Origin of the sequence: Kitasatospora sp. NPDC091207, assembly GCF_044768625.1 — a bacterium.
Lineage (GTDB): Bacteria > Actinomycetota > Actinomycetes > Streptomycetales > Streptomycetaceae > Kitasatospora.
Genome location: NZ_JBIVVS010000001.1, coordinates 695,006 through 718,780, shown reverse-complemented (window position 1 = coordinate 718,780; position 23,775 = coordinate 695,006). Strand labels below are relative to the sequence as shown.

At 73.4% G+C, this 23,775-nt stretch carries 25 protein-coding genes; 11 read left to right on the top strand and 14 right to left on the bottom strand.

The window, feature by feature from the left end:
- Positions 1–140: 140 nt before the first annotated feature.
- Positions 141–1,127: a ParB N-terminal domain-containing protein gene (locus tag ACIQTO_RS03220; RefSeq protein ID WP_402382130.1), complete on the bottom strand. Its 987-nt coding sequence runs from the start codon at positions 1,125–1,127 to the stop codon at positions 141–143.
- Positions 1,128–1,314: 187 nt separating this feature from the next.
- On the opposite strand from ACIQTO_RS03220, the gene ACIQTO_RS03215 reads away from it, so the two are divergent.
- Complete coding sequence (locus tag ACIQTO_RS03215) at positions 1,315–1,488, top strand: hypothetical protein (protein WP_402382127.1); 174 nt, start codon at positions 1,315–1,317, stop codon at positions 1,486–1,488.
- A gap of 112 nt (positions 1,489–1,600) precedes the next feature.
- The gene (locus tag ACIQTO_RS03210; RefSeq protein ID WP_402382124.1) at positions 1,601–2,845 is read left to right on the top strand and encodes a helix-turn-helix domain-containing protein; all 1,245 of its coding nucleotides are present in this window, start codon (positions 1,601–1,603) and stop codon (positions 2,843–2,845) included.
- Between the two features lie 576 nt (positions 2,846–3,421).
- Here the strand turns inward: ACIQTO_RS03210 and ACIQTO_RS03205 are convergent.
- The 5 genes from ACIQTO_RS03205 to ACIQTO_RS03185 all read right to left on the bottom strand — a co-directional run bounded on the left by ACIQTO_RS03205 (position 3,422) and on the right by ACIQTO_RS03185 (position 9,325).
- The gene (locus tag ACIQTO_RS03205; RefSeq protein ID WP_402382122.1) at positions 3,422–4,972 is read right to left on the bottom strand and encodes a DHA2 family efflux MFS transporter permease subunit; all 1,551 of its coding nucleotides are present in this window, start codon (positions 4,970–4,972) and stop codon (positions 3,422–3,424) included.
- Between the two features lie 93 nt (positions 4,973–5,065).
- Positions 5,066–5,554, bottom strand: coding sequence for a MarR family winged helix-turn-helix transcriptional regulator (locus tag ACIQTO_RS03200; protein ID WP_402382119.1), 489 nt, complete (start codon positions 5,552–5,554; stop codon positions 5,066–5,068).
- A gap of 100 nt (positions 5,555–5,654) precedes the next feature.
- Positions 5,655–6,926 carry a hypothetical protein gene (locus ACIQTO_RS03195; protein ID WP_402382117.1) on the bottom strand — a complete coding sequence of 424 codons (1,272 nt, stop codon included), beginning with the start codon at positions 6,924–6,926 and terminating at the stop codon, positions 5,655–5,657.
- A gap of 250 nt (positions 6,927–7,176) precedes the next feature.
- Positions 7,177–8,856, bottom strand: coding sequence for an RICIN domain-containing protein (locus ACIQTO_RS03190; protein WP_402382114.1), 1,680 nt, complete (start codon positions 8,854–8,856; stop codon positions 7,177–7,179).
- 229 nt (positions 8,857–9,085) lie between these two features.
- Positions 9,086–9,325, bottom strand: a complete 240-nt coding sequence (locus tag ACIQTO_RS03185; RefSeq protein ID WP_402382111.1) for a chaplin — start codon at positions 9,323–9,325, stop codon at positions 9,086–9,088.
- 230 nt (positions 9,326–9,555) lie between these two features.
- On the opposite strand from ACIQTO_RS03185, the gene ACIQTO_RS03180 reads away from it, so the two are divergent.
- The 4 genes from ACIQTO_RS03180 to ACIQTO_RS03165 all read left to right on the top strand — a co-directional run bounded on the left by ACIQTO_RS03180 (position 9,556) and on the right by ACIQTO_RS03165 (position 11,249).
- Positions 9,556–9,807, top strand: a complete 252-nt coding sequence (locus ACIQTO_RS03180) for a chaplin (RefSeq protein WP_380571602.1) — start codon at positions 9,556–9,558, stop codon at positions 9,805–9,807.
- A 310-nt stretch (positions 9,808–10,117) separates the two neighbouring features.
- Entirely contained in the window at positions 10,118–10,360 is a 243-nt protein-coding gene (locus ACIQTO_RS03175; protein ID WP_402382108.1) for a chaplin, read from the top strand.
- A 110-nt stretch (positions 10,361–10,470) separates the two neighbouring features.
- Positions 10,471–10,743 carry a chaplin gene (locus ACIQTO_RS03170; RefSeq protein ID WP_402382105.1) on the top strand — a complete coding sequence of 91 codons (273 nt, stop codon included), beginning with the start codon at positions 10,471–10,473 and terminating at the stop codon, positions 10,741–10,743.
- 119 nt (positions 10,744–10,862) lie between these two features.
- Positions 10,863–11,249 carry a hypothetical protein gene (locus ACIQTO_RS03165; protein ID WP_402382103.1) on the top strand — a complete coding sequence of 129 codons (387 nt, stop codon included), beginning with the start codon at positions 10,863–10,865 and terminating at the stop codon, positions 11,247–11,249.
- Positions 11,250–11,357: 108 nt separating this feature from the next.
- Here ACIQTO_RS03165 and ACIQTO_RS03160 read toward each other — a convergent pair whose 3' ends face one another.
- A complete protein-coding gene (locus ACIQTO_RS03160) occupies positions 11,358–12,014 on the bottom strand; it encodes a hypothetical protein (RefSeq protein WP_402382100.1) in 657 nt (218 codons plus the stop codon).
- Positions 12,015–12,313: 299 nt separating this feature from the next.
- Here ACIQTO_RS03160 and ACIQTO_RS03155 point away from each other — a divergent pair, with 299 nt between their 5' ends.
- From ACIQTO_RS03155 to ACIQTO_RS03145, 3 genes are all read left to right on the top strand, one after another.
- On the top strand, positions 12,314–12,658 hold the full coding sequence (locus ACIQTO_RS03155) for a rodlet layer protein (protein ID WP_313764319.1): 345 nt from the start codon (positions 12,314–12,316) through the stop codon (positions 12,656–12,658).
- Positions 12,659–12,733: 75 nt separating this feature from the next.
- A complete protein-coding gene (locus ACIQTO_RS03150) occupies positions 12,734–13,078 on the top strand; it encodes a rodlet layer protein (protein ID WP_380571595.1) in 345 nt (114 codons plus the stop codon).
- Positions 13,079–13,298: 220 nt separating this feature from the next.
- Positions 13,299–13,556, top strand: coding sequence for a hypothetical protein (locus ACIQTO_RS03145; protein ID WP_380571594.1), 258 nt, complete (start codon positions 13,299–13,301; stop codon positions 13,554–13,556).
- Positions 13,557–13,657: 101 nt separating this feature from the next.
- Here ACIQTO_RS03145 and hemB read toward each other — a convergent pair whose 3' ends face one another.
- The 7 genes from hemB to ACIQTO_RS03110 all read right to left on the bottom strand — a co-directional run bounded on the left by hemB (position 13,658) and on the right by ACIQTO_RS03110 (position 21,082).
- Positions 13,658–14,638, bottom strand: coding sequence for a porphobilinogen synthase (hemB, locus tag ACIQTO_RS03140; protein WP_402382096.1), 981 nt, complete (start codon positions 14,636–14,638; stop codon positions 13,658–13,660).
- 82 nt (positions 14,639–14,720) lie between these two features.
- Positions 14,721–16,388: a uroporphyrinogen-III synthase gene (locus ACIQTO_RS03135; protein ID WP_380571592.1), complete on the bottom strand. Its 1,668-nt coding sequence runs from the start codon at positions 16,386–16,388 to the stop codon at positions 14,721–14,723.
- A complete protein-coding gene (gene hemC, locus ACIQTO_RS03130; RefSeq protein WP_402382094.1) occupies positions 16,385–17,395 on the bottom strand; it encodes a hydroxymethylbilane synthase in 1,011 nt (336 codons plus the stop codon). The genes ACIQTO_RS03135 and hemC overlap by 4 nt, the downstream gene beginning before the upstream one ends.
- 41 nt (positions 17,396–17,436) lie before the next feature.
- The gene (locus ACIQTO_RS03125; RefSeq protein WP_402382092.1) at positions 17,437–18,774 is read right to left on the bottom strand and encodes a glutamyl-tRNA reductase; all 1,338 of its coding nucleotides are present in this window, start codon (positions 18,772–18,774) and stop codon (positions 17,437–17,439) included.
- Positions 18,775–18,874: 100 nt separating this feature from the next.
- Positions 18,875–19,777 (bottom strand): redox-sensing transcriptional repressor Rex, encoded by a 903-nt coding sequence (locus ACIQTO_RS03120; RefSeq protein ID WP_402382089.1) that lies wholly within the window; start codon positions 19,775–19,777, stop codon positions 18,875–18,877.
- A 101-nt stretch (positions 19,778–19,878) separates the two neighbouring features.
- A complete protein-coding gene (locus tag ACIQTO_RS03115) occupies positions 19,879–20,625 on the bottom strand; it encodes an exonuclease domain-containing protein (RefSeq protein WP_402382086.1) in 747 nt (248 codons plus the stop codon).
- Positions 20,626–20,797: 172 nt separating this feature from the next.
- Positions 20,798–21,082 (bottom strand): glutaredoxin family protein, encoded by a 285-nt coding sequence (locus ACIQTO_RS03110; RefSeq protein WP_402382083.1) that lies wholly within the window; start codon positions 21,080–21,082, stop codon positions 20,798–20,800.
- A 174-nt stretch (positions 21,083–21,256) separates the two neighbouring features.
- Here ACIQTO_RS03110 and ACIQTO_RS03105 point away from each other — a divergent pair, with 174 nt between their 5' ends.
- Positions 21,257–22,258, top strand: a complete 1,002-nt coding sequence (locus ACIQTO_RS03105; RefSeq protein ID WP_402382080.1) for an HAD family hydrolase — start codon at positions 21,257–21,259, stop codon at positions 22,256–22,258.
- Positions 22,259–22,846: 588 nt separating this feature from the next.
- Complete coding sequence (locus ACIQTO_RS03100; protein ID WP_402382733.1) at positions 22,847–23,629, top strand: ECF subfamily RNA polymerase sigma factor, BldN family; 783 nt, start codon at positions 22,847–22,849, stop codon at positions 23,627–23,629.
- Positions 23,630–23,775: the final 146 nt, after the last annotated feature.

Sequence of the window (23,775 nt, the reverse complement as noted above, 5' to 3'; positions counted from 1 at the left end):
CGAAGCCGGCGGTGTCGACGCGCTGCGGGCGCCGAGCACGGGAGGAGGCGGGACGGACGCGCGGAGAGCCACCGTGCCGGTGGCTCTCGTCGCACTCACGGCAGCAGCGCGTCGATCCTCGCAACGCTCGTGATCGAGCGTCAAGAAGCCTTGGGGCGGCCACCGTCCGGGAGATCGGCACGCTGGGCCAGCTCCTCGGCGAAGCGGCTCCACTCACGCGCGAAACTGCTCGCCAGGTCGGCCACGGCGGCGGCACAGTGCGGCGGCACGGCGGCGATCAGCTCCTGGCCGGTCCGCGCGTCGAAGTCATGGGTGCCCAACCAGCGCAACAGCAGCCGCCCGGACTCGGTGAAGCGCAGCGACGGGTCCTTCGCGAGCCGCTCCAGGATGCCCGACCGGTCGGGCTCCGGGGTCCGCGACCGCGCGGCCTGGCCGGACCTGGCCGGGAGGGGGCGGCGGTCCTGCTTCGGGACGCGCCCGGCCAGCCGCAACGGGTCCTCGCCCTGCCGCAGCAGCCGGCGCACCTCGTGCGCGGTGCTGGACGAGATGCCGACGGCCTGCGAGATCTCGCGCAGGGTCGCCTCGGGCCGCTCGGTCAGCAGCGCGACCGCGGCCCGGCGGCCCTCGACGGGATCCACCGGACGGATCCGCCCGTCCTGGCCCACCCGGGCGCTCGACTGAGGATTTTCCTCGCTCGAACGGCGCCTGATCGCCCCCACGGTCTTCGGCGACAGCCCCGTGGTGCGGGCGATCGCCCGGTCCGACCAGCCCGGGTGGGAGCCGAGGATCCTGGTCGCCGCCGCCCGCCGGTCCCCCAGGGTCAGCGGAAGGCCGTGCGCCACATTGGCCTCGACCGAGCGGATGAAGATCTCCTCCTCCGGCCCGTCCAGGTACCGCACCCTGATCTGGCGCTCGCCGCGCAGGGCGGCGGCGCGCAACCGGTGCATGCCGTCGACCACCCGCCGGGTGGCCCGGTGCACCAGGATCGGGTCGAAGGCCGTCCCGCTCTGCGCGAGCGTCTCGACATGTCCGCCGTCCTCGCCCGCGAGCCGCGGCGAGTCGGCCGGCCTCAACTCCGCGATCGGCACGCTGTTGACCTCGGACGTGACCGCCCCCGTCACCGCCACCACCCCCTCCTCCGCTACAGCCTCATAAGACAGCACCCTTCGATCGCTTGCCAAGTTTGTCAATCTCTTTGGCAGATGCTTGTCAAAGAACCCGAGGTGAGCTACGTTGCCGCTGCGGAGTGATCGGGGGGAAGCCGGCCCGTACCGCCGCCAGGAATCACTGCTGAACAACCCTAGGGAATGCACGATGAACACACTCCGCCGCACGCTCGCGCTCACCGGACTGGCGGTGGTCCTCGCATTCGGCGCGGCACAGAACCTCCATGCCCTGTCGGCCCACACGGCCAACTCGACGACGGCCGGAAGTGGCATCACGATCGTCGTACCCGACGGCAAGGAGGGCGACATCGAGTGGCCGTGAGCCGCTCCGACCAGCCCTGATCCACCGCGCGCCGGGCCCCGGATTGACAGAATTGCCGGGGTCCCGGTGCGGGCTTGACAAATGACGGTGGCGCTGTGGCAGTGTCGTCGCCATGCTCCAGACGTCCATCCCAACCCTGCCACAGCCCTACTTCGGCATCCGGCTACGGACGATCCGGCAGAACCGAGGCATCTCGCAGGCCCAGCTGACAGGGCCCGGCATGTCCGCCGCCTACCTCTCCCGTCTGGAGTCGGGCAGCCGCCCGCCGACCGACCGCGCGGTGGCCTACCTCTGCGAAAAGCTGGACCTGCCGCTCTCGTCGTTCCAGGCCGAGCCGGCCGACCGTACCGCCGAAACGCTCGCCATGGTGGTCTCCGGGAGTGACACCGAGGACGCCACCCGGATGCTGCTGGACACCGTGCGGCAGGGCGCCCCGACCCACCCCGCACTGCGCTGGCAGTCCCTCTGGATGCTGGCCGAGAACCAGCGCAAGAGCGGCGCCCGCCAGGACCAGCAGCGCACCCTGCAGTCGCTCACCGAGCTGAGCGACCAGATCGAGCACCCGCACCTGCAGGTCAGAGCCCGGATCCAGTTGGCCCGATGTCAAAGGACCACCGGCGACGTCCCCACCGCCCACCGGATGGCCACCGAGGCCTACGCCCTCGCGACCGAGCACCAGCTCTCCCGCGGCGACCTGACCCGCGCCCTGCTCGTCCTGATCTCCGTCGAAGCCGAGACGGGCCGGCTCGTCGAGGCCGTGGACCACACCGACCAGGTGCTCCGGCTCGCCGACGAACTCCCGGTCGCCCTGCGCGCCGAGTCCTTCTGGACGGCCGGCAGCATCCGCATCCGCCAGGGCCGGCACGCCGACGCGGCCGCCCTGCTGGAACAGGCCATGGACCTGCTGGGCGCCGGCAACGAGGAACTGGTGCTCTGGATGCGGCTGCGACTCGCCGCCGCCTCGCTCTACCTGCGGATGGATCCGCGCCGCACCGACCAGGCCGAACGCCGGCTCCGCGAGGCCGCCCCGGCCGTCGAGCTGCTGAGCCTGCCGGTCCACCAGCAGGAGTTCCTCACCCTCCAGGCGCACCTGGCCTTCCACCAGGACGACCACCCGGCCGCCCGGGAACTCTGCGAACGACTCGGCGACCACCCCGAGCACCTGTCCTTTCGGGACCGCGTCCGGCACCTCATGCTGCGCAACCAACTGCGCATCCTGAACGGTGAGCGCGACGCCGCGATCCGAGAGCTGGAACAACTCGCCCAACAGGCCCAGGACGCGGCCAACATCGACCTCGCCTCCGAGGTCTGGCGCTCCCTCGCCGTCACGCTGGCCCAGGCCGAACGCTCCGCCTGAGCCCGCCCGGTCCGCCCCCCGGTCACCGTCGGTCCACGATCCCGACCCGCCGGCGGAGCGCGGGCCCCGCTCGAACGACGCGACGTGCCGTCGGCCGGAGAACCCGGCCCAGCACGCGCGGACCGCGCCCCACTCCGGTGGCCGCCGCGCCCACCCCGCCGGCCGCCGCCCGCGCACCACTCCCCCTCGCCGCCACCGTCGTCGGCCGCCTCACGCACCCCGGTCCTCCGGCGGCTCCTCCGTGCTCTTTCTTCGCTCCTCCGCGTCCCGGCCCGCGCGGGGTCGAGCGCAGTCGTGCACGGAGTCGCGCGGGCTCCGGACGCCTTTTCCGCACGGCTGCGGATTCCACCCCGAATTTGGCGATGATCACACCTCGCGCCCATATCCGGAAGATCTCCGACCACTTCCCCCGGAGGCCGCAACCCCCTGAAGACAGGCATAGCCGACATTTTCCGAAGAGCGCATGAGAATTGCCCCGGAATCCCTTCCGGATCCTTGACAAGCCACCCCGGTCGCGCCTGAACAGCCCTGCGGGCCACCGGGATCGACCCGGTGGCCCGCACGAGGTGTGGAGCGTCAGAGCAGCGGCGCGACGGGCTGCCCGGCAGCCCCGGCGGACCCGGCGGACCCGGCGGACCGCGGGGACTTCAGGACGACGGCGGTGACCAGCAGGGCCAGCGTCAGCAGCCCGGCGGCGACGGCGAACGCCGGCCGGAACCCGCCGGCGAGGGCCTCGGCGGCCGGGTGCCCGGCCCCGGCCAGCGCCCCGGTCCGGGTGGCCGCGAGGGTGGTGAGGACGGCGACCCCGAGAGCCGCACCGACCTGCTGGGTGGTGTTGAAGAGGCCGGAGGCGGTACCCGCGTCGGCCGCCCCGGCACCGGACATGCCCAGCCCGGTCAGCCCGGACAGCACCAGACCGCCACCACCGATCAGCAGCATGGTCGGCAGCAGGTGGACGGCGTAGACGGCGTCGACCGGCAGTCGCACCAGCAGCCCCAGTGCGGCGACCAGCAGGGCCAGCCCGACCAGCAGCACGTTGCGCTCGCCGAAGCGGGCGTTCAGCCGGGCGGAGAGGAACAGCGACACGGCCCCGATGGACACCGCCGCCGGGAGCATGGCGAGACCGGTCGCGGCCGCCCCGTAGCCGAGCACGTTCTGCAGGTAGAGCGCGAGCAGGATCTGGAAGCCGAACAGCCCGGACACCGCGAGGACCTGCACCAGGTTGGCGCCGGCGACGGTGCGGGAGCGGAGCATCCGCAGCGGCAGCAGCGGGTGGGCGGCCCGCGCCTGGCGCAGCAGGAAGCCGGCCAGCAGCAGGGCGGCGAGCGCGCCGAGGCCGAGGGTGCGGGCGGAGGTCCACCCGTGCTCGCCGGTACCGACGATGGTGTAGATGCCGAGCATCAGGGCGGCGGTGATCAGCACGGCGCCGAGGGCGTCGGCACCGGCCCGCAGACCCGGGCCGCGGTCGGCGTCGAGCACCCGCACCGCGAGCAGGACGGCGGTGAGGCCGAGCGGCAGGTTGATCAGGAAGATCCAGTGCCAGTTGAGGGCCTGGGTGAGGACGCCGCCGAGGACCTGGCCGATCGAGGCGCCGGCCGCGCCGACGAAGCTGAAGGCACCGATCGCCCGGCCGCGCTCGCCCGGCTCGGGGAAGAGCGTGACGATCATGCCGAGGCTGACCGCGGAGGCCATCGCGCCGCCGACGCCCTGGAGGAAGCGGGCGGCGATCAGCATGCCCTGGCCGGTGGCGACCGCGCAGAGCACCGAGGCCGCGGTGAAGAGGGCGAGTCCGGCGATGAAGACCCGCTTGCGGCCGATCAGGTCACCGAGCCGGCCGGCCAGCAGGAGCAGACCGCCGAAGGCGATCAGGTAGGCGTTGACCGTCCAGGTCAGGTCGGCGGACGAGAACCCCAGGTCGGCCTGGATGGCCGGCAGGGCCACGGTGACGATGGAGCCGTCCAGGATGATCATCAGCATTCCCGCGCAGAGCACCGCCAGGGCGAGGGCACGGGAGCGGGCCGATCCCGCCCGGGTCGGGGCGGACGCACCCGGGGTGGGTGCGGTCGGCGCGGGTGCGCTGGGGGCGGGTGCGCTGGGGGCGGGTGCGCTGGGGGCCTGCGTGGTCATGTCGGGTCTCCCGGTTCGTCGAGTACCGGGTATGACACTAACAGATAGTCTTGTTCGGGACTATCTTTCTCGGGAAGGTCTCTTTCGGGATGCTCAGCCCCGGGAGCGGCGGGCCCGCCGAACCGTCCGGTCGCTCTCCACCGGCTCCGCCAGATGCCCCTCCACCAGGTGGTTCAGCGCCGAGACGAAGACCGCCCGCTCGGGCTCGGGCAGCGACTCCAGCACCTCGCGGTGCACCCCGTCGGCGATCGCGGTACCGCGCTCGACGGCCCGCTCGCCCGCCTCGGTCACCCAGATGATCCGGGCCCGGCGGTCGGTGGCGGACGGGCGGCGCTCGGCCAGGCCCATCTTCTCCAGCTCGTCCACGGTGACGACCATGGTGGTCTTGTCCAGGTCCGCGAGCTCGGCCAGCTGGATCTGGGTGCGCTCGGTCTCCAGTGCGTGGAACAGCACGCAGTAGGCGCGCGGGGTGATCCCCAGCTCGGTGAAGGCGGCCGACATCCGGGTCGCCAGGACATGGCTGGCGTGGTCCAGCAGGCCGGAGATGTCACGGATCCGGCGCACGGGCGGGCTCGTCGTCATACGTCCGAGCGTAGCAAGGCCGTCTGCCGGCAGATGATCCCGTGACCAACCAATCCCCGGGTGCCGGGCGGCGGCCGGCCCGGCGCCCGCCCGCCGCGGTCTACGGAATGCCCAGCTCGAACAGCGCGTACCCCGCGTACCAGCCCGCCGCGAGCGTCGGCATCGCGAACAGCCCCACCAGGGTGGACACCCGCACCCGGCGCAGCGCGATCGCCAGGCCGATGAAGAGCGGGAAGGCGGGCAGCAGGTAGCGCGAGATGTTGCCGAAGATCTGGTTGCTGCTCAGCGCGGTGAAGACGGTCAGCAGGGTGTAGACCACCAGCACCAGCGGCGGCCGGATGCGCAGCAGCAGCACCAGCAGCCCGGGCAGGGCGATCAGCAGGGCCACCGCGATGAGGTCGGGTGCCGGGTTGGACTGCCAGAAGTCCCAGTGCCCGGTGATCACGTCCAGGAAGGTGCGCGCGGTGGAGGCACCCCAGTCGAAGTAGCGGTTCCACGCGCCGCGCTGCAGCTTGAAGTAGCCGCCCCAGTCGTCCATCCGGTAGCCGACCCAGCCGACGTACCAGAGCAGCCCCCAGGGGGTGATCAGCATCGCGGTCAGCGGCCGGGCCACGCCGTCCGTGCGCCGGACCAGTGCCACCAGCGCGGCGATCGAGACGGCCGCGATCAGGGCGGCGGCGGTGGGCCGGTTGAGGCCGGCCGCGAAGGCGAGCAGTCCGGCGGCGAGCCAGCGGTGCGTCATCACGCAGTAGCAGGCCCAGGCGGAGATCGCGACGAACAACGAGTCCGAGTAGACCGCCCACTCGGCCCCCGACCCCGGGAAGAGGCCCCAGACCACCGCGGCGATCACCCCGGCCCGGAAGCCGCCGAGCCGCTCGGCGACGGCGAAGATGCCGGCCGCCGCGACGAACGAGGCCAGCACCGAGACCGCGATGCCCGAGCCGTACGGGCCGAGGCCGGTGACGGCGCCGACCAGGCGCATCAGCCACGGGTAGAGCGGGAAGAAGGCGGCCGAGTTCTCGTAGTAGCTGGCGAGCGGGTAGCCGTGCAGCGGGATCAGCTGCGGGTCGTAGCCGTTCTCGGCGATCCGCTGGTACCAGACGCCGTCCCAGGTGCCGAGCACGTCCCAGGGCTGGGCGCCGCCCCCGCGGCCCGGGTCCTTCCGGAGGAAGTCGCCGGTGTGCGAGAGCAGCAGCAGGAAGACGGTCAGGCCGGTGGCCTTCACCACCGCGTACGCGCCGAGCGCGGGCGCGAAGCGGTCCACCGCGGCGGCGAAGCGGCCCTGCCCCCGGGCGTCGTCCGGGGCCACCTCGGCGCCGGGCGGCTCCGCGCTCGCCGGTTCCGTGCTCGATGTACTCGATGCCGTGCTCATCAGCTCTGGACTCCCCGCCCCCGCTCGTGATCGGCGCGGCCACGAACGCGCCGCCGAGCGAGCCTACGGCACTGGGGTTCGAGGACTCGCGGCAACCTTCCGTACCCGGGCCCGGAAGGCCGGGAGCCCGCCCGGGGCGGCGGTCCGGCACCCGCACCGGAGGTCCGCGCCGCCGGTCGGCCCGCCGCCGCCCTGGCGCGGGCGGCGGCGGGCCGGTACGGGTCGGAGCGGGTCCGAGCGGCGCGGGGCGTCAGCCGTGCAGGTAGACGATGCCGAGCTTGGTGAGCCGCCAGAGCTGGTTGGCCGCACCGGTGTCGGTGGCGAGCTCGACCAGGGTGTTGCCCTTGGCGTCGACGCTGCCGCCGGCGGTGGCGACCTTGCTCCGGTCCTGGGAGTCGGCCAGCTTGTAGAGGCCGTCGCCGGCCGGCTCGAAGACCCAGTGCTGGTTGCCGCCGCCGTTGCAGCCCCACTGCTGGAGCCGGGTACCGGGGGCGGTGGAGCCGGCGTTGGCGTCCAGGCACATGTTCCGGTTGCCGCTGAAGTCCAGCTCGTAGCTCCCGCCCTGCTCGGCCTCCAGGACGAAGGACTGGTTCAGCCCGCCGGTGGGTGCGTAGGTGAGGGCGGCGCGACCGTTGGTGGAGTCGCCGTACGTGCCGCCACCGGAGAGGTCGAGCACCTTGCCGCCGGCGGCGGAGGTGAGCTGGTACCAGGCGCCGTCCTCGGGCCCGTCGGCGAACGGTTTCCCGGGGGTGAGCGGCTGGATGGACGTGGTGTTCCGCTGGTCGAGGGTGCAGTAGGCCTGCTGCTGGTCGGGCCTGGCGTAGAACTGGCCGAGGCAGACGCCCTCACCGCGGTAGCCGGCCACCCGCAGGTGGTACGACTGGCGGACCATGTTCATACAGAGGCCGGGGATGCCGATCTGCTGGTCGCAGCCGTTGCGGACCCACTCGGCGAGGTTGATCACGTCCCCGTTGGTGTACTCGTACGGGGAGCTGGTCCACTCGGCGCAGACCTCGTGGCCGAAGGCGACCCGCCGCTGGTCCAGGTACCGGACGCCGGGCACCTGTTCGGCCGCGGCGCGCAGGGTGTCACTGAGGAGCGGCACCACCCAGTTGTGGCCCCAGGCGAGGTCCTCGGGGAACGCCGGGCAGCCGTCGGCGACCTTGCCGAGGTAGTCGTTGCGGCGGATGTCCGGGGTGATCGGGTTGAAGTAGGACTGGTAGACCAGCTGGTAGGCGGAGTCGGCGTAGCCGGCGGCGCGCATCGTGCGGCGGATGTTCTGCAGCGCCGCGACCACCTTGGGCTTGACCCGCTCGGCCCGCTGGGCGATCTCCTCGCTGCCGAGGGTGTCGCGGCAGCCCTGGTCCTTGGGGACCGGGAAGTACTGCGCGAGGCAGTGCATCATGATCCCGCTGAAGTCGAAGTCGTCGTTGGCGCCGATCGTGACGACGACCAGCTTGACGTCGTACGTGCCCGCCACCTCGGCGAGTTGGACGTCCTGCTTGCGCTCGCCGAAGTCCCCGCTGCCGGGGCCGGTGATCGCGGCCAGCTCGGGGTCGCTGACCAGGTCGCCGGTCTGGGCGCCGGAGCAGGCCAGGTCGACCGGGGTGACGCCGGGGATGTCGGTGACGAAGATCTCCGACTTGGGGTGCCGGTGGCAGTAGTTGGTGGGCGAGTCGGTCTCGGGGAAGTAGCCGTCGCCGGTGTCGGTGCCGGCGCCCTCTCCGGAGATGGCGCTGTCGCCGAGGGCGACGATCGCGGCCGGCCGGGCGGCCGGGGCGGCGGCCGCGCCGGTGTCGGCGAGGGCGGTGGGGGCACCGGCCAGGCCGAGAGTGGCGAGAAGGGCGCCCGTCGCGAGCAGTGCGCCGTACGGGGAACGGCGCGCCGTCGGCCGGGGTCTGCGCGCGCCGGACAGTCGTGACCTGATCACACGTGACTCCTTGCGGGGTGGGGGACCGCCCGACCGGGGGCGCCGGACGGTTCGGAGCAAAGAAAGGTGAGCAGGTCTCACATTCTAGGTACTGACAAGTAACGCAACAAGGCTCCGGACAGCACCGGCCCCGGCTCCCCCACCGGACCGGGAACGCGGAGAGCCGCCGCCCCGCGCCCCAGGAGGGAAGCGCGGAACGGCGGCTCGCGCCGGCCGAACCGGGCGCAGGTCAGCCCGCGTTGACGCAGTGGTTGCCGAACGAGGGGTTCAGCAGACCGATGATGTCGATCGTGTTGCCGCACAGGTTGACCGGGACGTGGACCGGCACCTGCAGCTGGTTGCCGGAGATGACGCCGGGGGAACCCGCGGCGACACCCTCGGCGCCGGAGCTGGCCATCGCGGTGCCGGCACCGGCCGCCACGATGCCTACCACGGCGGCACCGACGGCGGCCGTCTTCTTGATGCTCATAGGAGCCTCCTGACTGTTCGACAGAGATGCACGGGGAGTGCGACATCTAGAACGACACCCACCCGGCCCGGTTGCGACACCACCCGCTTTGTCACCCGAGTGGCTCAACGGGGACCGGCCCCGGGCATTCGGGTGATCACCGGACCCGACCGTTTCCCGGCGGGCGCTGCCTCGTTCTCCCTGACGGAACACGCTCCGCACAGGCTCACCAGACGAATCGAGTACCGCACATGCGCAAGCTCGCCCACGGCGTCATCGGCACGGCGGCCACCGCCGCGCTGCTGGCCGCCGGTGCCGGCGCCGCCACCGCCCACCACGCCCACGGCGCGTCCGCCGAGGGTGTCGCGGCGGGTTCACCCGGGGTGGCCTCCGGCAACCAGGTCGAGATCCCGGTGCATGTCCCGCTGAACCTGTGCGGCAACTCGGTCGACGTGGCCGGCCTGCTCAACCCGGCGTTCGGCAACCACTGCGCGAACGCCTGAACCACCGCGCAACAGCCGCCCGGCCCGCCGGGCGGCCCATCGACTCCGGGAGATCCGCCGCCGGTCCGAGCCCGTCCGGAATTACTCCTGGTCGCGCGTCTGCGCGAGTGTTCCCGGCCGTGCGGGAATTCCTCGCGACGCGCGGTGCAGCGGCGGCCACTCCATCGCCCAAGCCACGGGCGACACGCGCGACTTGGGCCGCCAGAGTGACAATCACGGCAATCCCAGAAACCAGCGGGCGATGATTTCCCTTCGCCCGGCTCCCGACTCATTCCCTTTACGGTCGGGCAGAAAACGGAGGAAGAACCACATGCGTAACCTCAAGAAGGCCGCCGTCCTGTCCCTCGCCGCCGCCGGCCTGGTCGTCGGCGCGGCCGGCGGCGCGTTCGCCAGCTCCGGTGCCGAGGGCGTCGCCGCCGGCTCCCCGGGTGTGCTCTCCGGCAACCAGATCCAGATCCCGGTGCACATCCCGGTCAACGTCTGCGGCAACTCCATCGGGGTCATCAGCATCCTGAACCCGGCGTTCGGCAACACCTGCGTCAACGCCGGCTGAACCGGCGGTCGCCGCACCGGCGACAGCAGCTCCACCGAGTCCGTGCCGCACCCCGCCCACAGCGGGGTGCGGCCCGCTCCACCCGTGTGTGATCGAGGAGATCAACCCCCATGCAGAACGTGAAGAAGGCCGCCGTCCTCTCCGCCGCCGCCGCCGGCCTGGTGATGGGCGCGGCGGGCTCCGCCGCCGCCAGCTCCGGCGCCGAGGGCGTCGCCGCCGGCTCCCCCGGCGTGGTGTCCGGCAACCAGCTCCAGGTCCCGGTGCACATCCCGGTGAACCTGTGCGGCAACTCCATCAACGTGGTCGGCCTGCTCAACCCGGCGTTCGGCAACAGCTGCGCCAACGTGGACGCGCACCCGCACCACGACGCGGACGACTGCTGATCCCCGATCCGCACGCGTTCCGGCCGAACTGCCCCCCGCCCAGCCGGCCGGGGGGCAGTTCGGCATACCCGGGCGCGATCCGGCCGCCCGGGGACCCGACCCCCTGAAGGGTGACTCGCATGGTTGCGAAGAACACGGTTTCGATGAGGAGCGGGGCCGGCCTGGCCGCCGCCCTGGGCGCGGCGATGCTGCTCGGCGCCGGCGCCGGCACGGCGCACGCGGCGCCGGCCGAGGGCGGCGCCAGCCTGGCCAAGACCGACCTCGCCCAGGCCCTGGGCGGCACCACCACCGGTCTCGGCTACGGCATCGCGCCGGTCAAGGACCTGCGCCTGGACCCGTGGGCCAACTCCTCCGCCGATGTGCTGAACAACGGCGCGACCGTCCAGCCCGAGGACAGCGGCCTGGCCCCGGTCAGCACCACCACGCTGACCGGCCCGCTGAGCGCGGGCGGCGGCCCGCGCGATCTGCCGCTCGTCGGTCAGCTGCTCGGCACCCTGCCGGGCTGAGCGACGCCACCGCACGACCGGGAGCCCGGCACCCCGTCCGTACGGACGGGGTGCCGGGCTCCCGTGCCCGGTCCGCGCACCCGCGACGGGCCCGCGGACCGGACCGGCTCAGAGCTGGGCGAGTCCGGCCAGACCGGTCTGGCCCACGACGCCGGTGGTGGTCGCGGTGGTGGTCGCGGCCAGGTTCCCCACCGAGTCGGTGACGGAGATCCGCTCGTCCTCGTTGCCGAGGGTGGCCTTGGCACCGGGGACGGCCTGCACCGCGCCGGTGATCAGCCGCGGGTCGATCTCACCGACCTTGAGCGTGCCGTCGGCCAGCTGCCCGGTGCCGTCCTGGGCGAGGGCGAGCGGCTTGCCCAGCCCGATCCCGGGGGTGTCGGCGTGCAGCGGGGCGGCCGGCGCCTCCAGCAGCAGCTCACCGAGGTCGGCGCCCTGGTCGACCAGCGGCAGCGGCAGCTCGGCCTTGGCGGACGGCCCGACCTTGCCGGTGGCGACCCCGGGCACGATCTGCTCCGGGATCAGATCGTTGCCGGTGGTGCGGCCGGGCGCGGCCGGCATCAGCAGCGAGGTCGGGATGCCGCCGGAGAGCCGGCTGTCCAGCGGTGCGAGCGGCACGTCCACCGGGACCTGCTGGGTGGCCAGCCGGTCCTCCAGGGCTCCGACCTGGTCGGGGCCGACCGCGGCGGCGGAGGCCGCCCCCGGGGAGGCGAGCACGCCCGCACCGACCGCCAGCAGCATCGCGCCGGCCCGCTTGGAGAACTTCATGCTTTTCACCGTTCTGCCTGTCCGTACTGGGGATCTGGGGGTCGGCTGCGCAGGGCGCAGCCGAAAGCAATCTGTCTCAACGAGACACCTGGAGCCCGGATTGCGGCGGTTAACCGGTTCGGCCTAATAATCCGACCGGAAACCCTCGGACGCCGCGCCTCCCGGACTCTTTTCAAGAATCCCCGTAACCTTCCGTGCCGTCATTCTTTGATCTGAATGTCAGTGACCGCAGACCGGGCCTGAGCGTTCTACGCGTTGTACGCACGGAAACCAAAAGCATTCCAGAGAGGGATCTCCCCATGATCCAGAAGTCCTTCGCCGCCGCCGGCCTGGCCGTCGCCGCGCTGGCCGCCGCCGCGGCGCCGGCCTCGGCCATCGCGGACTCGGACGGCTCCGCCGCGTCCCTCCAGGGCAACGGCGGGACCAACTTCACCGGCACCGTCGGTGACAACAGCCCGAACTTCCACTTCCTGGACAACGCGAACGTCTGTCTCCCCGAGATCCACAACATCGCCGTCGGCGTGCTCGGTGTGGCCGTCCCGGTCGAGGTCCCGATCGCCAACAGCGGTGGCAAGCAGTACTGCACCCAGGGTCAGGGCACCCAGAGCAAGGGCGACTCCGGCGTCTCCCACCTCATCGGCTGACCTGTCCGCCCGCTCCACCCTCCTGCACCGCCCTTCGAATCGCTCCCCGATTCATCTCCCGAGAGGAAACCAGAAATGATCAAGAAGACCCTCGCCGCCGCCGGCCTGGCCGCCGCCGCCATCGCGATGTCCGCCGGTTCGGCCTCCGCCATCGCCGACTCGGACGGCTCGGCCGTCTCCGCTCAGGGCAACGGCGGCACCAACCAGACCGGCACCCACGGCAACAGCTCGCCGAACTTCCACACCCTGGACAACGCGAACATCTGCCTGCCCGAGGTGCACAACATCGCGGTCGCCGTCGTCGGCGTCGCGGTTCCGGTCGAGGTCCCGATCCTCAACAGCACCCCGAAGCAGATCTGCAACGTCGGCCAGAACACCCAGTCCTCGGGCGACGCGGGTGTCTCGCACCTGATCGGCTGATCACCGGTACAGGGCAGCGACGGAGGGCCCGGGGACGTGTCCCCGGGCCCTCCGGGCTTCGGTGGATCGACGGCCCGGTCGGCCCGTACTCCAGGTACGGGCCGACCGGGTGACAGGCCGTCGGGGCGGCGCGTGGGGCGCCGCGGCCGGCGGCAGCGTGTGTTCACGTGTCAGTGGCAGGGCGCTCCGACCGAGCGCTCCGGAAGAGAGGGCAGATCCAATGAAGAGCAAGCTGGGCAAGGCCGCGCTGACCGCCTTCGGCGCGCTGGCGCTCGCGGGTGTCGCCACCCCGGCGTTCGCGCACGTCGGCCTGGCCGGTGGCGGCGAGTTCGTCGCCTCGGCCCACCCGGTGTTCGCCGCCGGTGAGTGGTGGGGCCTCGCCCACACCTCGCACATCCACACCGGCGCGCACGGCTGGGGCGCCGCCACCTCCACCGACGCGGTCGGTGGCGTGGAGGGCTTCGCCCACGTCGGCTGACGCCCGGGCAGCACGACGGAGGCCGGACCCCGCGCGGGGTCCGGCCTCCGTCGTGCGCCTGGCAGCCGCCCCCGGGCCGGGGGCGAGCGGGCGGGTAACGGCTACTTGATCATCGCGGCGGTCTCGATCGCCCAGTAGGTGAGGATCTGCTCGGCGCCGGCCCGGCGGATCGAGGTCAGCGTCTCCAGGATCATCCGCTCCCGGTCGATCCAGCCGTTCGCCGCGGCGGCCTCGACCATCGCGTACTCCCCGGAGACCTGGTAGGCCACGACCGGCACCGGCGAGGCGTCGGCCACCTGGCGCAGGATGTCCAGGTAGGCCATCGCGGGCTTGACCATCACCAGGTCGGCGCCCTCGGCGACGTCCAGCTCCAGCTCGCGCAGCGACTCCCGGGCGTTGGCCGGGTCCTGCTGGTAGCTCTTGCGGTCACCCTTCAGCGAGGAGCCGACCGCCTCCCGGAACGGGCCGTAGAACGCCGAGGCGTACTTGGCGGTGTAGGCGAGGATCCCGGTGTCCTGGTGCCCGGCCTCGTCCAGGGCCCGGCGGACCACCGCGATCTGGCCGTCCATCATCCCCGACGGCCCGACCAGGTGGACGCCCGCGTCCGCCTGCACCCGGGCCATCTCGGCGTAGCGCTCCAGCGTCGCGTCGTTGTCCACGCTGCCGTCGGCGGCCAGCACGCCGCAGTGGCCGTGGTCGGTGTACTCGTCCAGGCAGAGGTCGGACATGACCACCAGGGAGTCGCCGACCTCGGAGACCACGTCCCGGATCGCCTGCTGCAGGATGCCGTCCGGGTTGGTACCCTCACTGCCGACCGCGTCCTGCACCTCGGGCACGCCGAACAGCATGACCCCGCCCAGGCCCGCCTCGGCGGCCTCGGCCGCGGCCTTGCGCAGCGTGTCGCGGGTGTGCTGGACCACGCCCGGCATCGACGTCACCGGGACCGGCTCGCGGACACCCTCGCGGACGAACAGCGGCAGGATCAGCTCCGCCGGGTGCAGCCTGGTCTCCGCGACCAGTCTGCGCATCGCCGGGGTCGAACGCAGCCGACGGGGACGCACGTACGGGAATTCAGCGGACACGGCTTCTCTCTCCGAACGGTTGTGCGGCTCCGGGGGCGACGGTTCGCCGCCCCCGGTCTCGGGTGACTCGGGCGCCGGGGCCTCAGCGGGCCTTGCGGCGCGAGCCGGGACGGCGCTCGCTGGGCCGGTAGACCGGCTCGCCCGCCGCGGTCGCGGTGTCGCGGCGCCTGGCCCCGAAGTCTGCCAGGGCCTGGGCCAGCGCGGCCGCCGACGGCGCCGGGGCCATCACGTCGACCCGCAGGCCGTGCTCCTCGGCGGTCTTGGCGGTGGCCGGGCCGATGCAGGCGATGACCGTGACGTTGTGCGGCTTGCCGGCGATGCCGACCAGGTTCCGCACGGTCGAGGACGAGGTGAACAGCACCGCGTCGAAGCCGCCGCCCTTGATCGCCTCGCGGGTCTCGGCCGGCGGCGGCGAGGCGCGCACCGTCCGGTACGCCGTCACGTCGTCGACCTCCCAGCCCAGCTCGACCAGGCCGGCCACCAGGGTCTCGGTGGCGATGTCGGCGCGCGGCAGCAGCACCCGGTCGATCGGGTCGAACACCGGGTCGTACGGCGGCCAGTCCTCCAGCAGCCCGGCGGCGGACTGCTCGCCGGACGGTACGAGGTCCGGCTTCACGCCGAAGTCCACCAGGGCCTGCGCGGTGGTCTCGCCGACCGCCGCGACCTTGATCCCGGCGAACGCCCGGGCGTCCAGGCCGTACTCCTCGAACTTCTCGCGGACGGCGCGCACCGCGTTCACCGAGGTGAAGGCGATCCACTCGTAGCGGCCGGTGACCAGGCCCTTGATCGCCCGCTCCATCTGCTGCGGGGTGCGCGGCGGCTCGACCGCGATGGTCGGCACCTCCTGCGGCACCGCGCCGTACGAGCGCAGTTGCTCGGAGAGGCCGGTGGCCTGCTCCTTGGTGCGCGGCACCAGCACGTTCCAGCCGAACAGCGGCTTGGTCTCGAACCAGGAGTGCGAGGCGCGGTGGGCGACCTGCTCGCCCACCACGGCTATCACCGAGGTCGCCGGGTCGACCGGGGCGGAGACCGGCGAGGGCAGCACCCGGGCCACCTTGAGGTCCGCCGCGATGGTGGCCAGGGTGGCGGTGAAGGTGCGCTGACGGGTGGTGGTGCCGGAGAGCGTCGCGCTGAGCGCCGACTCCGGCTTGCGGCCGTTGGAGACCAGCGCGTTGGCGGTGGCCGGCAGCTGGCCCAGCGTGGTGCGCACCACCAGGGTGGTCTCCGGCGCGCCCAGGTCCACCGGGCTGCCGGCGAGCAGGGCCGCGCCGTCCACGAACCGGACGTCGGTGCCGCCCACGCCGCGCAGCGGGACACCCGCGTAGGCCGGGACGCCGACCGACTGGGCGACGCCCGGGATCACCTCGAAGTGGATGCCGTGACCCGCGCAGCCGAGCATCTCCTCGGCGGCGCAGCCGTCCAGACCGGGGTCGCCGTCGACGGTCCGGACCACGTGCTTGCCCGAGCGGACCGCCTCGGCGACCAGCTCGGCCAGGTCGAACTCCGGGCCCTCGGCACCGGGGGTGTGCACCTGCACACCGGCCGGACAGTGGCTCCGCACGGCGGCGGCGGTGAGCGGGTCGGCGACCAGGATGTCGGCCGAGGCCAGCACCTCGACCGCGCGCAGGGTCAGCAGGCCCGGGTCCCCGGGGCCCGCGCCCAGGAAGGTGCACCGGCCCGCGGCGGGCGCCCCGCCCGGGAAGGGGCTGTCGGCCGGGAACGGGGTCTCGGTGGCGGCGGTGGGGCTCATCGGGCTCGCTCCCCCATCAGGGTGGCCGCGCCCGCGTCGAGCAGCCGGGCGGCCAGGGCGCGGCCGAGGGCCGCCGCCTGCCGCTCGGCGGTCTCGTCGAGGACGATCGGACCGTTGGCGGACATCTTCAACAGGGTGGCGCCGTCGACGGTGCCGACCACGCCCTCCAGCCGCAGTTCGTACGCGTGGCCCCAGGTGGCCAGCGCGGCGACCGGTGCGGAGCAGCCGGCCTCCAGGGTGGCGAGCAGGGCACGCTCGGCGGCCACCGCGACCCGGGTGGGGGCGTGGTCGAGGGCCGCCAGCTCGGCGGCCAGCTCACCCCGGGCGGCGGTGCACTCGATGGCGAGCGCACCCTGGCCGGGGGCCGGGATCATCAGCTCGGGGTCGAGGCGCTCGGTGATCTCGGCGGCGCGGCCGAGGCGGTTCAGCCCGGCGGTGGCCAGCACCACCGCGTCCAGCTCGCCGGAGGAGACGAAGCCGATCCGGGTGTCCACGTTGCCGCGGATCGCGACCGTCTCGATCTGGACCCCGCGGGCGCGGGCCCAGGCGTTGAGCTGGGCCATCCGGCGCGGGGACCCGGTGCCTATCCGGGCGGTGCGGCCGGCGCCGGCCAGCTTCTCCACCAGCTCACCCAGGGCCAGGCCCTCGCGTGCCACCAGGGCGTCGGACGCGTCCTCGCGCGCGGGGACGGCGGCCAGCGCCAGCCCCTCGGGCTCGGCGGTGGGCAGGTCCTTCAGCGAGTGCACGGCGAAGTCGATCCGGCCCTCCAGCAGTGCGTCGCGCAGAGCGGAGACGAACACGCCGGTGCCGCCGATCTGTGCCAGCGCCTCCCTGGAGGTGTCGCCGTAGGTGGTGATCTCCACCAGCTCGACGGGGCGCCCGGTGACCCTGGTCACCTCGCGGGCGACCATGCCCGACTGGGCCATGGCGAGCGCGCTGCGCCGGGTGCCGAGCCGCAGTGCCGCGGTGGCGGCCGGAGCCTGGTCGGTGAGCGGTTGACCATTCATGAGGTGATCGTCCCGGTGGTACTCGTGGGATGGCTGACGGTTCATCTGGCGCCCCCGCCCGAAGGCTGCTGGGTGCCGATCGGGGTGCCCGAGACCGCGTGCACGGCCGCCGGGTCGAGGTCGAACAACTCGCGCAGCGCGTCCGCGTAGGAGGCGCCGCCCGGCTCGGCGGCAAGCTGCTTCACCCGCACGGTCGGGGCGTGCAGCAGCTTGTCGACGACACGGCGGACGGTCTGGGTGATCTCGGCGCGGGAGCGCTCGTCCAGGGCGGGCAGCCGCGAGTCGAGGCGGCCCAGCTCGGCGGCGACCACGTCGGAGGCCATCGCGCGCAGCGCCACCACGGTCGGGGCGATCCGGGCGGCCCGCTGGGCGGCGCCGAAGGCGGTGACCTCGTCGGCGACGATGCCGGAGACGGCGTCGACGTCCCCGGCGCCGGGGCTGGCGGCGTGGGCGTGCGAGAGGCTCTCCAGGTCGACCAGGAGCGCGCCCGGCAGCTCGTGCACGGCGTGGTCGACGTCGCGCGGCATGGCGAGGTCGAGCAGGGCGAGCGGGGTCTCGCCGGCCCGTGCGGCGACGGCGGCGGCGACCTCCTCGGCCCCGATCACCACGCCGGCCGCGCCGGTGCAGGAGATCACCAGGTCGACGTCGGCCAGCGCCTCGGGCACCTTGGCCAGCTCGACCGTACGGGCCACGCCGGCGCCGAGGATCTCGACCAGGCGCTCGGCGCGCTCGGGCGTCCGGTTGGCGATCAGCAGATCGGTCACGCCGGAGCGGACCAGCGTGGCGGCGGCCAGCGAGCTCATCGAGCCGGCGCCGACCACCAGGGCGCGCTTGCCCGCGATCTCGCCCGCGCCGGCCGCGACCTGCTCCAGGCCGAAGGTGACCAGCGTCTGGCCGGCCTTGTCGATGCCGGTCTCGCTGTGCGCCCGCTTGCCGACCCGCAGGGCCTGCTGGAACAGCTCGTTCAGGCCGCGGCCGGCGGTGTGCTCGTCCTGGGCCTTGGCCAGCGCGTCCCGCAGCTGGCCGAGGATCTGGCCCTCACCGACCACCATCGAGTCCAGGCCGCAGGCCACCGAGAAGAGGTGGTGGACGGCGCGGTCCTCGTAGTGGACGTAGAGGTGGGAGGTCAGCTCCTCCAGGCCCACCCCGCTGTGGTGGGCCAGCAGCAGCGACAGCTCGGCGACGCCGGCGTGGAACTTGTCCACGTCCGCGTACAGCTCGATCCGGTTGCAGGTGTTCAGCAGCGCGGCCTCGGCGACGGTCGCGGTGGCCGCCGCGTCGTGCAGCAGCCGGGTCGGGACGTCACCGGTCAGGGCGGCGCGCTCCAGCACGCCGACCGGGGCGGTGCGATGGCTCAGTCCTACGACGAGAAGGCTCATGCCCGCCCCCTGGTGCCACGGATCCCGGTCGTCGTCTGCCCGGCCCGCCGGGCCCGGAGGCCGCTTCGCACCGCGCACGCCTTCCCGATGGTTCGCTCGCTCACGCCGGCATCACCGCGGAGAGTTCGCCCTCGCCGCCGGCCTTGCCGGGCTTGGCCTTGGCCGTCGCCTCGCCGTCCTTGGCCGGCTCGGCGGCGGGACGGGCCTTGCCGCTGCCGCCCGCGGCGGCACGGCGCAGCTTGGCCGCGGCCGCGCGGACCGGGCCGGGGGCGCGGTCCAGCACCGACTCGGTGCGGTCCGGCTCCTCGCCCGCCTTGCGCTGCTCGTGGAAGGCCAGGATCTGCAGCTCGATGGAGAGGTCCACCTTGCGCACGTCCACGCCGTCCGGAACGGTCAGGACCGTCGGGGCGAAGTTCAGGATGCTGGTCACGCCGGCCTCGACCAGGCGGTCGCAGACCTGCTGGGCGGCGCCGGGCGGGGTGGTGATGACACCGATGGAGACGTGCTGGTTCTCCACGATGGACTCCAGTTCGTCCATGTGGCGCACCGGCAGGCCGGCGGCGCTGCTGCCGACCACGGCGGGGTCGGCGTCCAGCAGGGCCGCCACCCGGAACCCGCGGGAGGCGAAGCCGCCGTAGTTGGCGAGCGCGTGGCCGAGGTTGCCGATGCCGACGATGACGACCGGCCAGTCCTGGGTCAGGCCCAGCTCGCGGGAGATCTGGTAGACGAGGTACTCGACGTCGTAGCCGACGCCGCGGGTCCCGTACGAGCCCAGATAGGAGAAGTCCTTGCGCAGCTTCGCGGAGTTCACGCCGGCGGCGGCCGCCAGCTCCTCCGAGGAGACCGTCGGCACGGAACGCTCGGAGAGCGCGGTGAGTGCCCGCAGGTAGAGGGGAAGGCGGGCGACGGTCGCCTCCGGGATGCCCCGGGCACGCGAGGGTCGGCGCGCGGCGCCCTGGTCGGGCGTCTGCGAACTGCTCTGTGGTGATCGGCCGATTGCCACGGTGCTCCTGTGGGTGAAGCTGGGCTTTGGCAGCCAGGCTATGCGTTTGTGAACGTGTGCACAAAGATGGTGTCCGTTTTGTCCCCGCACAGTGATGCGCATCACGCCGACGAGTCCATAGCACCGGTGTGCGACGGCGCCGCCGCCGGGGGCTGTGCACCGGGTGTCCGCGGGCCGTACGGCGGCTCCCGGCGGAGCAGCGGGGCGACCGCGCCGGACGCCTGCGAGCGGGCCCGGCCCAGCCTCGGCCACGGCACCCGGGCCGCCTCGCGCAGCGGCGCCGCCCAGTCGTCGGGCGGGCAGGACGTCGCCCCCAGGCAGTAGCGGAGCAGACCCGCGGTGGCCCGCGCGTCCCCCAGCGCGGTGTGCGCCGCGAACCGGCCGAGCCCGGCCGCCTCCGCGCAGGCCGCCAGGCCGAAGCCGCCCGCCTCCGCCAGGTGCGCGCGGGCCAGCCGCATGGTGCAGAGCAACGGGACTGGCGGCAGCGCCACCCCGATCCGGGCGAACTCGCGATCGAGGAAGGCGTGGTCGCAGGTGACGTGGTGGCCGACCAGCACCCGGCCGGCCAGCAGCTCCAGCAGCCGCGGCGCGATCTCGCGGAACCGGGGGGCGCCCTCGACGTCGGCCTGGGCTATCCGGTGCACATGGGTGGGGCCGACCGGGCCCGCCGGATCCAGCAGGGTGCAGAACTCGGTCTCCGGGCGGAGCCGGTCGTCCAGCAGCACGACGGCGACCTCGACCACCCGGTGACGCCACGGGCTGCGGCCGGTCGTCTCCACGTCCACCACCGCGAATCCCCCGGCCGCCGGCGGGGCGGCGGGCATCCCTGGGGTCGGGCCGGGAAGCATGGCGGCACTCCTCGTGTGCTCAGCCCCCCATGGGCGCAAACGAGTTCGATCGTAAGCCGACGAACGGTGCCGGCCCCAGACCCGGTCCGGGATTCTTCACAACGATTCGGCGAACCGCCCCCGCCGGTCGGCGGGGCGGCGGCGCCGTCGCAGCAGGCCCGGTCCGGCGGCCTCAGGCCCCCAGGGCGGCGCGCAGGCGGCGCTCGTCGACCCGCCAGAAGTCGTGCTGGCGGCCGTCGATCAGGGTGACCGGAATCTGCTCCCAGTACGTGCGGTACAGCTCCTCGTCCTGCGTGATGTCCTTCTCCTCGAAGGCCGCGCCCAGCTCGCCGGTGACCCGGACGATCACCTCCCGGGCGTCGTCGCACAGGTGGCAGCCCGGCTTGCCGACCAGGGTCACGGTGCGGTCGGCCGGCTTCGGGCTCTGGTTCTTGTCACGTCGCAACAGTGGGCTCACCCGGCCATTGTGCGCCCGTCCGCCACCCGGCCGTCCTCGCGGCCACCCCTCTGACCGTCCCCGCGGCCGTCCCTACGGCCGGCCGGCCCGCCGTGCGCCGAACCGGGCGCTGTTCACCCCGTGGGCACGTCGTCGTCACGGCTCCTCCCGGCCCGGCTGGCTATGCTCGGAGGCATGGCCGTGCTCCGAAGGCTCACCCAGACAAGGCGTTCCACCACCGAGCGGAGCGCCCTGGCCGGCGAGGCCGCCGCCGAGGCCGCGGAGGCCGCCCTGCGGGCCGCGCCGGCCACCGCCCCGGAGGCCCCGGCGACCCCTGACGGGCCGGCCCCCGCCGTCACCGCGCCGGACCGGACCGCGAAGGCCCCCAAGGCGCCCGCCGAGAACCACACCCCCGAGCGGGACGACCCGCGCGCCGCCGCCTTCTTCGACTGCGACAACACCATCCTGCGCGGCGCCGCGATCTTCTACCTCGGGGTCGGCCTCTACCGCCGCGGCTTCCTCACCCGCCGCGACATCGCCCGGTTCGCCTGGCAGCAGGCCTGGTTCCGGCTGCACGGCACCGAGGACCCGGACCACATGGCCGACGCCCAGCACACCGCGCTCGGCCTGGTCGCCGGCAAGCGCACCGCCGACCTCGAAGCCATCTGCGAGGAGGTCTTCGAGGAGGTCATCGCCGAGAAGATCTGGCCCGGCACCCGCGCCCTGGTCCAGATGCACCTGGACGCCGGCCAGCGGGTCTGGCTGGTCACCGCCGCCCCGCTGGAGGTGGCCCGGATCATCGCCCGGCGGCTGGGCATGACCGGCGCGCTGGGCACCGTCGCCGAGGCCCGGAGCGGCCTGTACACCGGCCGGCTGGTCGGCGAACTGCTGCACGGACCGGCCAAGGCGGCGGCCGTCCGCGCGCTGGCCCGCCGCGAGCGGCTCGACCTGGACCGCTGCGCCGCGTACAGCGATTCGGCCAACGACATCCCGATGCTCTCGCTGGTCGGCCACCCGTACGTGGTGAACCCCGACGGCGCGCTGCGCCGGCACGCCCGGGCCCAGGGCTGGCGGGTCCGGGACTTCCGGACCGGGCGGAAGGCGGCCCGGGTCGGCCTCCCGGCCGCCGCCGCGCTCGGCGTGGCCGCCGGGGCGACGGCCGCCGGCATCGCTCTGCACCGCCGCCACCGCGCCTGAGGCCACGCCCGCGCCACACCCGGCCCCAGCACCCCCCTCGACGGGTGACCGGCCGTCAATCCGTACACCGAACAGGGCGCCCGTACGGGCTAACCCCCCTCCGCCATCGGAGAGTCCGGAGCGTCCGACCGAACCTGCCACCCAGTGACTGGTTCTGATCGTTCGTCAGACGGGGAAAGTCAGGGGTTGCCGAGGCCAACCACGGGGAAACCGGCCGTCCGACCGCCGAATTGGTCACCCGGTGCACCTGTTCGATCACGTTGAGCCGGATGAACGATGACACGTCCGGTCAGTGTCAGCCGAATATGCACGCGATGTGGATCCCAAACGACCACTTCGACCACACGGTGTAGCTGTCATTGCACAAAGCGTTATTCTCTCCTGGATGCACGTCACCCACGCGCCCCGCTCGAACGGGCGGTGTGGGTGTGCTCTCCGCGCAGGCGGAGGTGATCCGTCCACAGTTCTGCCTCTGGGAGTCCCGTGTACCCACCCGTCCGGAACGACGCGCCTGCACCCTCCCGCCCGTCGCCCGCCCCCCTGCGCTCCCGCACCAGCCTGCGCGGCCGCCCGGCCTCGGCCCGGCAGATCTCCACCGGCCTGGAGCTGCTGCGCACCCTGCTGCGCAGCCAACTCGTCGTCTCGCCCCAGCTGGTGCCCGCCGGAGCCCCGGTCGGCCACCAGCGGCCGCACCCGGCCGGTCCGGCCCTGCGCACCACCGCCGCCGGCTCCACCGGCACCGGCTCGCGCGGGCGGACCGGAGCCGCCGGCAGCAGCGGCCGCAGCCGGGCCCGGACGGCCCCGGCCCCCGGCTACGAGACCGAGCACAACCCGATCATGGAGTTGGTCGAGCGGGCCCAGGCCGGCGAGAGCGACGCCTTCGGCAGCCTCTACGACCACTACGCGGACACCGTCTACCGGTACATCTACTACCGGGTCGGCAGCCGGGCCACCGCCGAGGACCTCACCAGCGAGACCTTCCTGCGCGCCCTGCGCCGGATCGGCACCTTCACCTGGCAGGGCCGCGACTTCGGCGCCTGGCTGGTGACCATCGCCCGCAACCTGGTGGCCGACCACTTCAAGTCCAGCCGGTTCCGGCTGGAGGTCACCACCGGCGAGATGCTCGACTCCAACGAGTGCGAACGCAGCCCGGAGGACTCGGTGCTGGAGTCGCTCTCCAACGCGGCCCTGCTGGACGCGGTGCGCCGGCTCAACCCGCAGCAGCAGGAGTGCGTCACGCTCCGCTTCCTGCAGGGGCTCTCGGTGGCGGAGACGGCCCGGATCATGGGCAAGAACGAGGGCGCCATCAAGACGCTCCAGTACCGCGCGGTGCGGACGCTGGCCCGCCTGCTGCCGCCCGACGCGCGGTGAACGGCCCGATGACCGGGGGCGGCGGCGCGGACGGCGCCGGAGAGATACCCGGTGGACCGTCACCCACGGCGGCGGTCCGACACGTCCGGGTGAACGGTCGATCCGATGATCAGCCGTGCGTAACCGACCGCCCGCACCGCTCGTTG

Coding starts and splice junctions, on each gene's coding strand:
- ACIQTO_RS03210 (WP_402382124.1), top strand. CDS start 1,601: ATGCTCCAGACGTCCATCCCAACCCTGCCACAGCCCTACTTCGGCATC.
- hemC (WP_402382094.1), bottom strand. CDS start 17,395: ATGAATGGTCAACCGCTCACCGACCAGGCTCCGGCCGCCACCGCGGCA.
- ACIQTO_RS03150 (WP_380571595.1), top strand. CDS start 12,734: ATGATCAAGAAGACCCTCGCCGCCGCCGGCCTGGCCGCCGCCGCCATC.
- ACIQTO_RS03145 (WP_380571594.1), top strand. CDS start 13,299: ATGAAGAGCAAGCTGGGCAAGGCCGCGCTGACCGCCTTCGGCGCGCTG.
- ACIQTO_RS03115 (WP_402382086.1), bottom strand. CDS start 20,625: ATGCTTCCCGGCCCGACCCCAGGGATGCCCGCCGCCCCGCCGGCGGCC.
- ACIQTO_RS03180 (WP_380571602.1), top strand. CDS start 9,556: ATGCGCAAGCTCGCCCACGGCGTCATCGGCACGGCGGCCACCGCCGCG.
- ACIQTO_RS03125 (WP_402382092.1), bottom strand. CDS start 18,774: ATGAGCCTTCTCGTCGTAGGACTGAGCCATCGCACCGCCCCGGTCGGC.
- ACIQTO_RS03175 (WP_402382108.1), top strand. CDS start 10,118: ATGCGTAACCTCAAGAAGGCCGCCGTCCTGTCCCTCGCCGCCGCCGGC.
- ACIQTO_RS03135 (WP_380571592.1), bottom strand. CDS start 16,388: ATGAGCCCCACCGCCGCCACCGAGACCCCGTTCCCGGCCGACAGCCCC.
- ACIQTO_RS03160 (WP_402382100.1), bottom strand. CDS start 12,014: ATGAAGTTCTCCAAGCGGGCCGGCGCGATGCTGCTGGCGGTCGGTGCG.
- ACIQTO_RS03200 (WP_402382119.1), bottom strand. CDS start 5,554: ATGACGACGAGCCCGCCCGTGCGCCGGATCCGTGACATCTCCGGCCTG.
- ACIQTO_RS03155 (WP_313764319.1), top strand. CDS start 12,314: ATGATCCAGAAGTCCTTCGCCGCCGCCGGCCTGGCCGTCGCCGCGCTG.
- ACIQTO_RS03105 (WP_402382080.1), top strand. CDS start 21,257: ATGGCCGTGCTCCGAAGGCTCACCCAGACAAGGCGTTCCACCACCGAG.
- ACIQTO_RS03170 (WP_402382105.1), top strand. CDS start 10,471: ATGCAGAACGTGAAGAAGGCCGCCGTCCTCTCCGCCGCCGCCGCCGGC.
- ACIQTO_RS03165 (WP_402382103.1), top strand. CDS start 10,863: ATGGTTGCGAAGAACACGGTTTCGATGAGGAGCGGGGCCGGCCTGGCC.
- ACIQTO_RS03215 (WP_402382127.1), top strand. CDS start 1,315: ATGAACACACTCCGCCGCACGCTCGCGCTCACCGGACTGGCGGTGGTC.
- ACIQTO_RS03185 (WP_402382111.1), bottom strand. CDS start 9,325: ATGAGCATCAAGAAGACGGCCGCCGTCGGTGCCGCCGTGGTAGGCATC.
- ACIQTO_RS03195 (WP_402382117.1), bottom strand. CDS start 6,926: ATGAGCACGGCATCGAGTACATCGAGCACGGAACCGGCGAGCGCGGAG.
- ACIQTO_RS03205 (WP_402382122.1), bottom strand. CDS start 4,972: ATGACCACGCAGGCCCCCAGCGCACCCGCCCCCAGCGCACCCGCCCCC.